The organism is Rhizobacter sp. P2_D12 (assembly GCF_056404395.1).
The window spans coordinates 44327-58757 of sequence record NZ_JBFUEB010000031.1; the positions used below are offsets into that span (position 1 = coordinate 44327).

General features: G+C 67.6%; 12 protein-coding genes. 11 read left to right on the forward strand and 1 reads right to left on the reverse strand.

From position 1 onward, the window contains the following. Positions 1–98: 98 nt before the first annotated feature. Positions 99–881 carry an SDR family NAD(P)-dependent oxidoreductase gene (locus tag AC1DYN_RS12890; RefSeq protein WP_477960027.1) on the forward strand — a complete coding sequence of 261 codons (783 nt, stop codon included), beginning with the start codon at positions 99–101 and terminating at the stop codon, positions 879–881. An 87-nt stretch (positions 882–968) separates the two neighbouring features. On the opposite strand, the gene AC1DYN_RS12895 is transcribed toward AC1DYN_RS12890, so the two are convergent. Continuing rightward, the gene (locus tag AC1DYN_RS12895) at positions 969–1934 is read right to left on the reverse strand and encodes a LysR family transcriptional regulator (RefSeq protein ID WP_477960030.1); all 966 of its coding nucleotides are present in this window, start codon (positions 1932–1934) and stop codon (positions 969–971) included. Between the two features lie 156 nt (positions 1935–2090). Here AC1DYN_RS12895 and araD1 point away from each other — a divergent pair, with 156 nt between their 5' ends. The 10 genes from araD1 to AC1DYN_RS12945 all read left to right on the forward strand — a co-directional run. After that, the gene (gene araD1, locus AC1DYN_RS12900) at positions 2091–3092 is read left to right on the forward strand and encodes an AraD1 family protein (RefSeq protein ID WP_477960032.1); all 1002 of its coding nucleotides are present in this window, start codon (positions 2091–2093) and stop codon (positions 3090–3092) included. A 16-nt stretch (positions 3093–3108) separates the two neighbouring features. Continuing rightward, positions 3109–4545 carry an aldehyde dehydrogenase family protein gene (locus AC1DYN_RS12905; protein WP_477960034.1) on the forward strand — a complete coding sequence of 479 codons (1437 nt, stop codon included), beginning with the start codon at positions 3109–3111 and terminating at the stop codon, positions 4543–4545. A 103-nt stretch (positions 4546–4648) separates the two neighbouring features. After that, positions 4649–5614: an ABC transporter substrate-binding protein gene (locus AC1DYN_RS12910; protein WP_477960036.1), complete on the forward strand. Its 966-nt coding sequence runs from the start codon at positions 4649–4651 to the stop codon at positions 5612–5614. 161 nt (positions 5615–5775) lie between these two features. Next, positions 5776–6783: a multiple monosaccharide ABC transporter substrate-binding protein gene (gene chvE / locus AC1DYN_RS12915; RefSeq protein WP_477960051.1), complete on the forward strand. Its 1008-nt coding sequence runs from the start codon at positions 5776–5778 to the stop codon at positions 6781–6783. A 62-nt stretch (positions 6784–6845) separates the two neighbouring features. Then, the gene (gene mmsA / locus AC1DYN_RS12920) at positions 6846–8432 is read left to right on the forward strand and encodes a multiple monosaccharide ABC transporter ATP-binding protein (protein ID WP_477960038.1); all 1587 of its coding nucleotides are present in this window, start codon (positions 6846–6848) and stop codon (positions 8430–8432) included. Further along, positions 8422–9618 carry a multiple monosaccharide ABC transporter permease gene (mmsB, locus tag AC1DYN_RS12925; protein ID WP_477960040.1) on the forward strand — a complete coding sequence of 399 codons (1197 nt, stop codon included), beginning with the start codon at positions 8422–8424 and terminating at the stop codon, positions 9616–9618. The genes mmsA and mmsB overlap by 11 nt, the downstream gene beginning before the upstream one ends. Before the next feature lie 7 nt (positions 9619–9625). Further along, entirely contained in the window at positions 9626–11137 is a 1512-nt protein-coding gene (locus tag AC1DYN_RS12930; protein ID WP_477960042.1) for a sugar ABC transporter ATP-binding protein, read from the forward strand. Beyond that, a complete protein-coding gene (locus AC1DYN_RS12935) occupies positions 11134–12174 on the forward strand; it encodes an ABC transporter permease (protein WP_477960045.1) in 1041 nt (346 codons plus the stop codon). Before AC1DYN_RS12930 ends, AC1DYN_RS12935 begins: the two co-directional genes overlap by 4 nt. Further along, positions 12171–13190, forward strand: coding sequence for a galactofuranose ABC transporter, permease protein YjfF (gene yjfF / locus AC1DYN_RS12940; protein ID WP_477960047.1), 1020 nt, complete (start codon positions 12171–12173; stop codon positions 13188–13190). Before AC1DYN_RS12935 ends, yjfF begins: the two co-directional genes overlap by 4 nt. Before the next feature lie 86 nt (positions 13191–13276). Continuing rightward, positions 13277–14431: maltoporin (locus tag AC1DYN_RS12945; RefSeq protein ID WP_477960049.1), on the forward strand; the 1155-nt coding region annotated here is incomplete at its 3' end.

The following is a 14431-nucleotide window of genomic DNA, read 5'->3' on the forward strand; positions in this document are numbered from 1 at the left end:
TTGACGCCGCGGATCGTATCAAGGCACATTGATAATAGAAAAATAAATAAATTCGCTCTTCACATATCCAAATTGCAATAGATCAAGGAAAAACCCCCATGGCAAGCGCCTCCACACCTTCTCTCGCGACCTATTCGAGCCTGCGCGGACGCCGCGTTTTCGTCACCGGCGGCGGCACCGGCATCGGGGCGGCCATCGTGTCGGCCTTTGCGGAGCAGGGCGCGCAGGTGGCCTTCGTCGACGTGGCCGAGGGGCCGAGCCGCGAGCTTGCCGCGCAGCTGAAGGCGGCCGGGCACGCGGCGCCGTGGTTCCGGTCCTGCGACGTGCGCGACGTGGCGGCGCTGCAGCAGGCGATCGGCGATGCCGAACGCGAGCTGGGCGACTTCGCGGTGCTGGTCAACAACGTGGCCAGCGACGACCGCCACACGCTGGAGTCGGTGACGCCGGAGTACTACGACCAGCGCATGTCGATCAACGAGCGGCCGGCCTTCTTCGCGATCCAGGCGGTGGTGCCGGGGATGAAGCGGCTCGGTTTCGGCTCGATCATCAACTTCGGGTCGACCGGCTGGCAGACGAAGGACGGGGCCTACCCCTGCTATGCGATCGCGAAGTCGGCGGTCAACGGGCTGACGCGCGGGCTGGCCAAGCCGCTGGGCGAGCACCGCATCCGCGTCAACACGGTGTCGCCGGGCTGGGTGATGACGCAGCGCCAGCTGAAGCTGTGGTTCACGGCCGAGAGCGAGGCGGTGCTCAAGCGCAACCAGTGCCTGCCGGACAAGCTGCAGCCGGGCGACGTGGCGCGGATGGTGTTGTTCCTCGCCTCGGACGATGGCGCGATGTGCACCGCGCAAGAGTTCAAGGTGGATGCGGGCTGGGCGTGAATGACGACCCCTCGGTCGGCGGGTACGCCGACCGATCCCCCGCGGGGATGCGGGCCGGCTTGGGGCGGCCCGGCGCTCGGCCCGGCGTCACTCGGTGGTGACGTCGAATTTCACCCCGTAGACATTGATCGCCGTCCGCTTGATGGCATTGAGCATCACCTTCGCCGCCGGCGACAGCAGCCGGTCGGTGCGCGTGATGATGCCGAACGCATCCATGTGGCAGGGCAGCGCGATCGGCAGGATGGCCACGATGCCGTGCGCCGCGTAGTAGCGCGCGACGTCGGTGGCCACCACCGCGATCATGTCGCTCTGCTGCAGCATCTTCGTCATGAACAGCAGCGCCGAGGTCTCGATCACGTTGATCGGCGCCCCCAATCCTTCTTCCTGGAACATCAGGTCGAAGCGGTGCCGCAGCACGCTGCCGCTCGGCGACACGATCCAGCCGGCGTTCACCACGTCGCGCAGCCCCAGGTGCGCCACCGACAGCAACGGGTGTCCCGGCCGCGTGATCGCGCACACCGGCTCCTCGGTCAGCGTCTCGTAGCGCAGGTCGGACTTGTCGTGCTGCGCGAACAGCCGCGCCACCAGCATGTCCAGCTTGCCCTGTGCCAGCCGCTCGAGCAGCACGTCGCTGGTCTCGATCTGCACGCCCACGCGCAGGCTCGGGTGCTCCTGCTTCACCAGCGCCACCGCCGGCGGCAGCAGCACCAGCCCCGGCGCCGTGATCGCGCCGACGCTGACCTGGCCGAAGCGGCCGGCCTTGATCGCCTCCAGTTCGTCGTGCGCCTGGTTCAGGCTGCCCAGCGCCACCCGCGCGTGGCGGATCATCGTCTCGCCGTACCAGGTGGGCCGCATGCCGCGCGGCAAGCGCTCGAACAGCGGCACCTCCAGCACGTCCTCCAGGTCCTTCAGCAGCTTCGACGCCGCCGGCTGCGTCATGTTCAGCACCTGGGCCGCGCGGTGGATGTTGCCTTCCTCGTCCAGCGCCACCAGCAGCAACAGCTGCCGCGTCTTCAAGCGAGCCCGGATGAACCAGTGGGTGTAGTTGGTCATGGAGGCGTCATCGCAACTGCGGCGCATGCGGGTTTTTATCGATGCCGGATCGTATATGTGTTTCCGTCAAATATCTATTAGAAAGTTATAGCTCCCGTCATTACGATGCGGCACCTTCACCCGAGTCCGGCTCGTCCGAGAGAGAAGCGCCTGCCCATGAGACTGATCCAGTTCCTCGCCGACAACGGCACGCAGCACGTCGGCGGCGTCGCAGCGGACGGCCGCTCGGTGCGCGCGGTCGGCGGCTTCGTCAGCAGCTATGAACTGGCGCAGGCGGCGATTGCCCGGCGCGTGCCGGTCGATGTGCTGGCCGCGCCGGAACTGACCGGCGAATCCATTCCGTACGACGCGCTGCTGCGCGAACAGCGCGTGCTGACGCCGCTGGCGCACCCCGATGTCGCGCACTGCCTGGTCACCGGCACCGGCCTCACGCACACCGGCAGCGCCTCGGCGCGCGACGCGATGCACACCAAGCTGTCGGTGGGCGAGGACACGCTGTCCGATTCGATGCGCATGTTCAAGTGGGGCCTGGACGGCGGCCGGCCCGCCGACGGTTCGCCCGGCGTGCAGCCGGAATGGTTCTACAAGGGCAACGGCAGCATCGTTGCCGCGCCGGGCGCGCCGCTGGCGATGCCGGACTTCGCGCTCGACGGCGGCGAGGAGCCGGAGCTGGTCGGCCTCTACGTGATCGGCCCGGACGGCCAGCCGTACCGCCTCGGCTTCGCGATCGGCAACGAGTTCTCCGACCACGTCACCGAGCGCCAGAACTACCTCTACCTCGCGCATTCGAAGCTGCGCGTCTGCGCCGTCGGCCCCGAGCTGCGCACCGGCGAGCTGCCGGCGCACCTGGAAGGCACGAGCCGCATCCGCCGCGGCGACAGCGTGCGCTGGGAAAAGCCCTTCCTGACCGGCGAGGCCAACATGTGCCATTCGCTGGCCAACCTCGAGTACCACCACTTCAAGTACGCGGCGCACCGCCAGCCGGGCGACGTGCACCTGCACTTCTTCGGCACCGCGACGCTGAGCTTCTCGGACCAGGTCCGGGTCGAGCCGGGCGACCGCTTCGAGATCGACCTGCCGGCACTCGGTGCACCGCTGGTCAACCCGCTGGCCCTGGTCGACCGCGGTTTCGCGATCGGCGGCGTCCGCGCCCTCTGAACCGGAGCGACACGCGATGGCCCAGAGCTTCAAGAACTACATCAACGGGCGCTGGGAGACCGGCATCACCACCGGCGTCAGCAGCAACCCGTCCGACCTCGACGAGGTGGTGGCCGAGTACGCCCGCGCCGACAGCAACCAGGCCGAGGTCGCGATCCGCGCCGCGGCCGATGCGGCGCCGGCCTGGGCCTTCAGCACGCCGCAGCGCCGCGCCGACGCGCTGGACCAGATCGGCAGCGAGATCCTGGCGCGCAAGGACGAGTTCGGCACGCTGCTGGCGCGCGAGGAAGGCAAGACGCTGCCCGAGGCCATCGGCGAGGCGGCGCGTGCCGGCAACATCTTCAAGTTCTTCGCCGGCGAGGCGCTGCGCGCCGCGGGCGAGCACCTGCCGTCGGTGCGCCCGGGCGTCGAGGTCGACATCACGCGCGAGCCGGTGGGCGTGGTCGGCATCATCGCGCCGTGGAACTTCCCGCTCGCGATCCCGGCGTGGAAGATCGCGCCGGCCCTGGCCTACGGGAACAGCGTCGTCTTCAAGCCGGCCGAGCTGGTGCCGGCCTGTGCCGCGGCGCTGGCCGAGATCATCAGCCGCGCCGGCCTGCCCGCCGGCGTGTTCAACCTGGTGATGGGCAGCGGCCGCCAGGTCGGCCAGGCGATGGTCGACAGCCCGCTGGTCGATGCGATCAGCTTCACCGGCTCGGTGGGCACCGGCGAGCAGATCCTGAAGGCGGCCACCGCACGGCGCGCCAAGGTGCAGTTGGAGATGGGCGGCAAGAACCCGCTGGTGGTGCTGGCCGATGCCGATCTCGACCAGGCCGTCGAATGCGCGGTGCAGGGTTCGTTCTTCTCGACCGGGCAGCGCTGCACCGCGTCGAGCCGCCTCATCGTCGAGGCCTCGGTGCACGACCGCTTCGTCGCGAAGATGCGCGACCGCATGCGCGCGCTGAAGGTCGGCCACGCGCTGGAGCGCGGCATCGACATCGGCCCGGTGGTCGACCGCGGCCAGCTCGACACCAATCTGAGCTACCTGGAGATCGGCCGCCACGAGGGCGCCGAGCACGTCACCGGCGGCGAGCTGCTGGAACGCCCGACGCGCGGCCACTTCATGGCGCCGGCGCTGTTCCTGGCGCAGCCGCAGCACCGCATCGCGCGCGAGGAGATCTTCGGCCCGGTCGCCGTAGTCGTGAAGGCCGACGGCTTCGAACACGCGCTGGCGCTGGCCAACGACACGCCGTTCGGCCTGTGCGCCGGCGTCTGCACGCAATCGCTGAAGCTGGCCACGCAGTTCAAGCGGCAAGCCAAGGTCGGCATGGTGATGGTCAACCTGCCGACCGCCGGCGTCGACTACCACGTGCCCTTCGGCGGCCGCAAGGGGTCGAGCCACGGCCCGCGCGAGCAGGGTCGCTACGCGGCCGAGTTCTACACCACGGTCAAGACGGCGTACACGCTGGCTTGAAGACTGAGGAGTTCGTATCGCCTGAGCCTCACCGCCCTCGCGCCTTGATGCGGCACCGACAAAGCCGCGCGTTTTTCATGCCACCCACCAAGAGGAGACAACCGTGAAATTCCAAAGACGTACCCTGTTCGCAGCGATGGCTGCGGCATCCCTGGTCAGCGCACTGCCGCTCAAGGCTTTCGCGCAGAAGAAGATCGTGCTCGGCTTCAGCCAGATCGGCGCCGAGAGCGAATGGCGCACCGCCAACAGCGAGTCGATCAAGTCGTCGGCCAAGGAGGCCGGCATCGAGCTCAAGTTCTCCGACGCGCAGCAGAAGCAGGAGAACCAGATCAAGGCCATCCGCAGCTTCATCGCGCAGAAGGTCGACGTGATCGCGTTCTCGCCGGTGGTCGAATCCGGCTGGGGCACGGTGCTGCGCGAGGCCAAGGCCGCCAAGATCCCGGTGATCCTGTCCGACCGCGCGGTCGACGAGAAGGACACCAGCCTGTGGGTCGCCTTCATGGGCTCCGACTTCGTCGAGGAAGGCCGCCGCGCCGGCCGCTGGCTGGTCGACAAGATGAAGGACCAGAAGGGCGACGTGAACATCGTCGAGCTGCAGGGCACTGTCGGCTCGGCCCCGGCCATCGACCGCAAGAAGGGCTTCGAGGAGATCATCAAGGCCGATCCGAAGTTCAAGATCATCCGCTCGCAGACCGGCGACTTCACCCGTGCCAAGGGCAAGGAGGTGATGGAAGCCTTCCTGAAGGCCGAGGGCAAGAAGATCAACGTGCTGTATGCGCACAACGACGACATGGCGATCGGCGCGATCCAGGCCATCGAAGAGGCCGGCATGAAGCCCGCGAAGGACATCGTCATCATCTCGATCGACGCGGTCAAGGGCGCCTTCGAGGCGATGATCGCCGGCAAGCTGAACGTCAGCGTCGAATGCAGCCCGTTGCTCGGCCCGCAGCTGATGCAGGCCACCAAGGACCTGGTGGCCGGCAAGGCGATCCCCAAGCGCATCGTGACGCAGGAAGGCGTCTTCCCGATGGAGGTCGCTGCCAAGGAATTCCCCAATCGCAAGTACTGAGCGATGGGGTAAGACTGGGCCCCGCAGTTGAACCGCGGGGCCCGCCGGGCAAKCCGCGCCCGGCAAACGATGTAACCCCACAGACTGGAGACAGAACAGTGAAAACCATCCGTACGATCCTGGCCGCCCTGGCCACTTTTGCAGCCGTGGCCGTGGTGCCGATGGCCGCGCACGCGCAGGACAAGGGTCCCGTCGCGATCTCGATGCCGACCAAGTCGTCCGCGCGCTGGATCGCCGACGGCCAGAACATGGTCAAGTACTTCCAGGAGAAGGGCTACAAGACCGACCTGCAGTACGCCGAGGACGACATCCCGAACCAGCTGGCGCAGATCGAGAACATGGTCACCAAGGGCGCCAAGGTGCTGGTGATCGCCGCCATCGACGGCACCACGCTGACCGACGTGCTGCAGAAGGCCGCCGACAAGGGCATCAAGGTCATCGCCTACGACCGCCTGATCCGCGGCTCGAAGAACGTCGACTACTACGCCACCTTCGACAACTTCCAGGTCGGCGTGCTGCAGGCCGGCTACATCGAGCAGAAGCTGGGCCTCAAGAGCGGCAAGGGCCCGTTCAACATCGAGCTGTTCGGCGGCTCGGCCGACGACAACAACGCGTTCTTCTTCTACAACGGCGCGATGTCGGTGCTCGACCCGTACATCAAGAGCGGCAAGCTCGTGGTGCGCAGCAAGCAGACCGGCATGGACAAGGTCGCCACGCTGCGCTGGGACGGCGCCGTCGCCCAGGCCCGCATGGACAACCTGCTGAGCGCGTACTACTCGGGCGCCCACGTCGACGCGGTGCTGTCGCCGTACGACGGCCTGTCGATCGGCATCATCTCGTCGCTCAAGGGTGTCGGCTACGGCACGCCGAAGTCGCCGATGCCGGTGGTGACCGGCCAGGACGCCGAGGTGCCGTCGGTCAAGTCGATCCAGAAGGGCGAGCAGACCTCCACCGTGTTCAAGGACACGCGCGAGCTGGCCAAGGTCACCGTCGGCATGGTCGACGCGATGCTCAGCGGCAAGAAGCCCGAGATCAACGACACCAAGACCTACAACAACGGCGTCAAGGTGGTGCCGTCCTACCTGCTCAAGCCGGTCAGCGTCGACGCGAGCAACTGGAAGCAGGTGCTGGTGGGCAGCGGCTACTACACCGAAGCGCAACTCAAGTAAGAGTCACTGAGGCGGCATTGGGTCCTGCGCCGTAGCGCAGGACCTTTTTTCAAGGACATCGGATGGATGCCATCCTGGAGATGCGCGGCATCACCAAGAAATTCCACGGCGTGACCGCCCTGAACGACGTCAACCTCGTCGTGCGCCAGGGCGAGATCCATGCCGTGGTCGGCGAGAACGGCGCCGGCAAGTCGACGCTGATGAAGGTGCTGAGCGGCGTCTACCCGCACGACTCCTACACCGGCGAGATCCACTACCAGGGCCAGCTGCGCAAGTTCGGCGGCATCGCCGACAGCGAGAAGCTGGGCATCATCATCATCCACCAGGAGCTGGCGCTGGTGCCGCTGCTGTCGATCGCCGAGAACATCTTCCTCGGCAACGAACGCGCGAAGCTGGGCGTCATCGACTGGATCGAATCGCACAAGCGCACGCAGGAGCTGCTGCAGAAGGTGGGACTGCGCGAGTCGCCGTCCACGCTGATCACCGACCTGGGCGTCGGCAAGCAGCAGCTGATCGAGATCGCGAAGGCCTTGTCGAAGGAGGTCAAGCTGCTGATCCTCGACGAGCCGACCGCGAGCCTGAACGAGAGCGACAGCAATGCGCTGCTCGAGCTGCTGCTCGAGCTGAAGGCGCACGGCATCTCGGCCATCCTGATCTCGCACAAGCTCAACGAGGTCTCGAAGGTGGCCGACTCGATCACGGTGCTGCGCGACGGCGCCACGGTCGAGACCATGGACTGCCGGGCCGAGCCGATCAGCGAGGACCGCATCATCCGCAACATGGTCGGCCGCGAGATGGCCGACCGCTACCCGAAGCGCACGCCGAACGTCGGCGACACCGTGTTCGAGCTGCGCGACTGGAAGGTGCACCACCAGGTGCACCCGGACCGGCTGGTGGTCAAGGGCGTGAACCTGAAGGTCCGGCGCGGCGAGATCGTCGGCATCGCCGGCCTGATGGGCGCCGGGCGCACCGAGCTCGCGATGAGCGTGTTCGGCCGCTCGTACGGCCAGCGCATCAGCGGCGAGGTGCTGATGCACGGCCGGTCGATCGACGTGTCGACGGTGCAGAAGGCGATCCGCCACGGCATCGCCTACGTCACCGAGGACCGCAAGGGCCTGGGCCTGGTGCTGGCCGAGGACATCAAGAAGAACACCACGCTGGCCAACCTGCCGGCGGTGTCGCGCCACGGCGTGATCGACGACGGCCGCGAATTCACCGTGGCGAACGATTTCCGGCGCCGGCTGAACACCCGCTCGGCGAGCGTCTACCAGCCGGTGGTCAACCTGTCGGGCGGCAACCAGCAGAAGGTGGTGCTGAGCAAGTGGCTGTTCTCGCAGCCCGAGCTGCTGATCCTCGACGAGCCGACGCGCGGCATCGACGTCGGCGCCAAGTACGAGATCTACACCATCATCGATGCGCTGGCCAGCGAGGGCAAGTGCATCCTGATGATCTCGTCGGAGATGCCCGAGCTCTTGGGCATGTGCGACCGGATCTACGTGATGAACGAAGGCCGCTTCGTCGGCGAGTTCCCTGCCGCCGAGGCGTCGCAGGAGAAGATCATGCGGGCCATCATGAAGGCCGGCTCGCATGACGGCATGGATGCGCCGCCCGTCCTGGACGGCGCCGGAGAAATGAATCATGGCAACTGACATCGCCGCGGCGGCACCCGTGCCGCCCAAGGAGTACCGCGGCTTCCTGAAGAACAACATGCGCGAGTACGGCATGCTGCTGTCGCTGGTCGCGATCATGGGGCTGTTCCAGTACCTGACCGASGGCACGCTGCTGCAGCCGCTGAACCTGACCAACCTGGTGCTGCAGAACAGCTACATCGTCATCATGGCGCTGGGCATGCTGCTGGTCATCGTGGCCGGGCACATCGACCTGTCGGTCGGCTCGGTGGCCGGCTTCATCGGCGCGCTGGCCGCGGTGATGATGGTGAACTACGAGATCCACTGGATCTGGACCATCCTCGGCTGCCTGGTGGTCGGCGCGGCGATCGGCGCGGCGCAGGGCTGGTTCGTCGCCTACTTCCGCATCCCGTCCTTCATCGTCACGCTGGCCGGCATGCTGGTGTTCAAGGGCCTGGCGCTGGCGCTGCTGCAGGGCCAGTCGGTCGGGCCGTTCCCGATCGAGTTCCAGCGCCTGAGCTCGGGCTTCATCCCCGACGTGTTCGCCGGCGCCGAGCTGCGGCTGACCTCGATGCTGCTGGGCGTGCTGACGGTGCTGGTGATGGTGGTGCTGAAGGTGCGCGGGCGCATCAGCCAGACGCGCCACGGCATGGAGGAGGAGCCGTACCCGTTCTTCCTGATGAAGACGGCCGCCTTCGCGGCGGTGATCCTGTTCTTCAGCTACCTGCTGGCCTCGTACCGGGGGCTGCCCAACGTGCTGATCATCATGGTGCTGCTGATGGTGGGCTACGACTTCGTCACGCGGCGCAGCACCATCGGACGGCGCATCTACGCGCTGGGCGGCAACGAGAAGGCGGCCAAGCTGTCGGGCATCAAGACCGAGCGGCTGTCGTTCTACACCTTCGTCAACATGGGCGTGCTGGCGGCGCTGGCCGGGCTGGTGTTCGCCGCGCGGCTGAACACCGCGACGCCGAAGGCCGGCGTCGGCTTCGAGCTCGACGTGATCGCGGCCTGCTTCATCGGCGGCGCGTCGGCCTCGGGCGGCGTCGGCCGGGTGATGGGCGCGGTGATCGGTGCCTTCGTGATGGGCGTGATGAACAACGGCATGTCGATCATGGGCATCGGCATCGACTACCAGCAGGTCATCAAGGGCCTGGTGCTCCTCGCCGCCGTGTTCCTCGACGTCTACAACAAGAACAAGGCTTGACCGGGCCATGGCTGCTGTCGATGCCACCGTTCCCGTCCTCGAGCTGCGCGGCGTCAGCAAGCAGTTCCTCGGCGTGCGCGCGCTGAGCGACGTGGGCCTGCGCCTGTTCCCGGGCGAGGTGCACGCGCTGATGGGCCAGAACGGGGCCGGCAAGTCGACGCTGATCAAGGTGCTGACCGGCGTGCACCCGGCCGATGCCGGCGAGTTCCGCCTGTCCGGCGCCGCGATCCGCCCGACCACGCCGCAGCAGGCGCAGCAGCTGGGCATCAGCACCGTCTACCAGGAGGTCAACCTCTGCGCCAACCTGTCGGTGGCCGAGAACATCTTCGCCGGGCGCTATCCCCGGAAGAACTGGCGCATCGACTGGCCGCGCATGAACGCGCAGGCGAGCGAGCTGCTCGCCCGGCTGAACCTCGACATCGACGTGACGCGCGGCCTCGCGACGTACTCGGTGGCGGTGCAGCAGATGGTCTCGATCGCGCGGGCCCTGAGCGTCGAGGCCAAGGTGCTGATCCTCGACGAGCCGACCTCCAGCCTGGACGAGGACGAGGTCAAGCGCCTGTTCGCGGTGCTGCGCCAGCTGCGCGGCGAGGGCCTCGCGATCCTGTTCGTCACCCACTTCCTGGAGCAGGTGTATGCGATCTCCGACCGCATCACCGTGCTGCGCAACGGCGAGTTCGTCTGCGAGAAGCCGGCCGCCGAGCTGGGCGCCCCGGCGCTGATCACCGCGATGATCGGGCGCGAGCTGGCGAGCCAGTCGAGCGCGGCGCCCACCGCCCGGCCGCAGGACGCCAAGCCGCTGCTGCGCGCCGAGGGCCTGGGCCAGCGCGGCCAGCTGCAGCCGGTGGACATCGAGCTGTACCCCGGCGAGGTGCTGGGCCTGGGCGGGCTGCTCGGCTCGGGCCGCACCGAGCTGGCGCGGCTGCTGTTCGGGCTGGCCGCCAAGGACCAGGGCACGCTGCAGGTCGACGGCCAGCCGGTGCAGCTGGACAGCCCGGCCGACGCGGTGCGTCACGGCATCGGGCTGTGCCCCGAGGACCGCAAGACCGACGGCATCGTCGCCGACCTGTCGGTGCGCGAGAACATCGCGCTCGCCTTGCAGGCCCGCCACGGCCTGGCGAAGACCTTGTCGCGCGAGCAGCAGGCCGAGATGGCCGAGCGCTTCGTCAAGGCGCTGGGCATCAAGACCGCCAGCATCGACACGCCGATCGGGCTGCTGTCGGGCGGCAACCAGCAGAAGGCGATGCTGGCGCGCTGGCTCGCGACCGATCCGCGCCTGTTGATCCTCGACGAGCCGACGCGCGGCATCGACGTCGCGGCCAAGCAGGAGATCATGGACGAGATCCTGCGCTTGGCGCAGCAGGGCATGTCGGTGCTCTTCATCTCGTCGGAGATGAGCGAGGTGGTGCGCGTCTCGCACCGCATCGCGGTGCTGCGCGACCGCCGCAAGGTGGCCGAGCTGCCGGCCGGCAGCAGCGAGCAGGCGGTCTACCACGTGATCGCGGCACAGGAAGCATGAACACACTCTTCAAGCACCGCCTGGCGTGGCCGCTGGTCACGCTCGTGCTGCTGCTGGCGCTGAACGCCGGCTTCAACAGCAGTTTCCTGCACCTGGACTGGCGTGATGGCCACCTGTACGGCAGCCTGGTCGACATCCTGAACCGCGCGGCTCCGCTGATGCTGGTGTCGCTGGGCATGACGCTGGTGATCGCGACGCGCGGCATCGACATCTCGGTCGGCGCGGTGGTGGCGATCTCGGCGGCCATCGCGGCCTGGATGATCGGCGGCTCGCTGGTGATCGTCGACGGCGTCGCCACGCATGCGAGCCGCTTCCCGATGTGGGCCGCCCTTGCCGGTGCGCTCGGCGTCGCTCTCGCCTGCGGGCTGTGGAACGGCGTGCTGGTGGCCCGCGTCGGCATGCAGCCGATCATCGCGACGCTGATCCTGATGGTGGCCGGCCGCGGCATCGCGCAGCTGATCACCGGCGGACAGATCATCACGATCTACTACGGGCCGTACTTCTTCCTCGGCAGCGGCTACCTGCTCGGGCTGCCGTTCTCGCTGTTCATCGCGGCGGCGGTGTTCGTGCTGCTGTGGTGGGTGACGACGCGCACCGCGCTCGGCCTGTTCATCCAGGCGGTCGGCGTCAACCCGTCGGCGGCGCGCGTGGCCGGCGTGCGTGCGCGGCGCATCACGGTGTGGGTGTATGCCTTCTGCGGGCTGTGCGCCGGCGCGGCGGGGCTGATCGTCAGCTCCAACGTCAAGAGCGCTGACGGCAACAACGCCGGCCAGCTGATGGAGCTGGACGCGATCCTCGCGGTGACGCTGGGCGGCACCGCGCTGACCGGCGGGCGCTTCAGCCTGGCCGGCAGCGTGATCGGCGCATTGATCATCCAGACGCTGACCTATGCGATCTATTCGCTGGGCGTGCCGCCCGAGGTGAACCTGGTCGTCAAGGCCGGCGTCGTGTTCGCGGTGATGCTGCTGCAGTCGCCGGAATTCCGCCAGAGCCTGCGCGCGCTGGTGCAGCGGCCGGCCGCGGGAGCACGCCCATGAGCGCCCAGGCCTCTTCGCTGAAGCACGAGTCCGCGGCCGCCGCGCCCGCGCGCCGGCTGCGCTTGGACCCCAAGTTCATCCCGCTGGCGGCGACGATCTCGCTGTTCCTGCTGATGGCCGTGATCGGCTCGGTGGCCTACACCGGGTTCTTCTCGGCCCAGGTGTTCCTGAACCTGCTGATCGACAACGCCTTCCTGTGCATCGTCGCGGTCGGCATGAGCTTCGTGATCCTGTCCGGCGGCATCGACCTGTCGGTGGGCTCGGTGATCGCGTTGACGACCATGGTCTCGGCTTCGCTGGTCGAGAAGCACGGCTGGAGCCCGGCGGCGGTGATCCCGCTGGTGCTGCTGATGGGTGTCGGCTTCGGCGCGCTGCAGGGCGTGCTGATCCAGCGCTTCCGGCTGCAGCCCTTCATCGTGACGCTGGCCGGCATGTTCCTCGCACGCGGGCTGTGCTACCTGATCAGCATCGACTCGATCAGCATCACCAACGCGTTCTACACCGAGGTGTCGCAGCTGCGCCTGCCGCTGTGGGAAGGCGCCGAGCTGTCGGTGAGCGCGATCATCGCGGTGGCGGTGGTGGCGGTCGCGGTGTTCGTCGCCCACTACACGCAGTTCGGCCGCACGGTGTACGCGATCGGCGGCAACGAGCACTCGGCGGTGCTGATGGGCCTGCCGGTGCGCAGCACGCTGGTCGGCGTCTACACCGTCAGCGGCTTCTGCTCGGCGCTGGCCGGCGTGGTGTTCACCTTCTACATGCTGTCGGGCTACGGCCTGCACGCGGTCGGGCTGGAGCTGGACGCGATCGCGGCCGTCGTGATCGGCGGCACGCTGCTCACCGGCGGCGTCGGCTACGTGCTGGGCACGCTGTTCGGCGTGCTGATGCTCGGCATCATCCAGACGCTGATCATGTTCGACGGCAGCCTGAGTTCATGGTGGACGCGCATCGTGATCGGCGGGCTGCTGTTCCTGTTCTGCCTGCTGCAACGCATCTTCGAATCCGGCCGCAAGCGCTAGGCGCAGCCGGCTCGCAGGGTTTCCCCCGCGGGGCTCCCCCAGGCCCCGTGTCTTTCCCGTGACTGCAAAAACCAAGGAGACGATCCGTGAAGACTTTCCCCCACCGCAAGACGCTGCTCACCCTGGCTGCCGCCGCAGCCGGCGTGCTGAGTGCCACCACCGCCCAAGCCGTCGATTGGGGCGGCTATTTCCGTGTTGGTCCTGGCGCGACGAAGAAGGACGATTCGCGCGCGTGCTATGCCCTGAGCGGCGCGGGCATGAAGTACCGGCTGGGCAACGAGTGCGACTTCTACGGCGAGTTCCTGCTGAGCCAGGGTTTCAAGTCGGACGGCGTGGAGTACAAGGCCGCGCTGATGACGAACCTGTACAACGGTGACTCCAGCGACACGGGCGCGGCCTCGGTGGGCATCAACCAGATGTACGTCGAAGGCAAGGGCTACGACATTGCGCCGAACGTGAACTTCTGGATCGGCAAGCGCTTCTACGGCCGTGCGGACGTGCACATCACCGACACGTTCTTCATCAACCTGTCGGGCGTGGGCGCGGGTGCGGACAGCATCGCGGTGGGTGGCGGCAAGCTGGGCATCGCGTTCTTCCGCAACGACAGCGGCGGGGTGATCCAGGGCACGCCGGCACCGGCGAACACGCTGGACCAGCGTCCGGCGTCGCGGGTGAACTTCGACCTGTCGGAGCTGGCGGTGAACCCGGGCGGCAAGCTGCGCTTCGTGGGCACGTACGTGAAGGGTGATTTCACGGGCGGCAAGAACGGTTTCGGGCTGAGCGCGCAGCACAACCAGGACAACGCGTTCGGGCTGGGCGGCACCAACATCCTGTGGGTGCAGTTCGCGCAGGGCTCGGCGGGCGTGGACGGCGGCTTCGGCACGCTGAACGCGACGTCGGACACCAAGAGCTTCCGCATCGTTGAAAGCCCGGGCTGGCAGGTCGGCCCGTTCGGCGGCCAGGGCCAGCTGATGTTCCAGCAGGACAAGGTCGAGACCTTCACCGGCCAGGTCACCAAGGTGGACTCGGTGTCGGTGGGCGGACGCGGCTCGTACGCGCTGACGAAGAACTTCAAGCTGGTGGCCGAAACGGCGTACGTGCAGAAGAAGCCGGAGAACGGCGAGACGCAGAAGCTGGCGAAGTTCACCTTCGCGCCGACGCTGTCGACGGGCCCGGGCTTCTGGAACCGCCCGGAACTGCGCCTGTACGTGACCACGGCCAAGTGGAACGCGGCAGCCAAC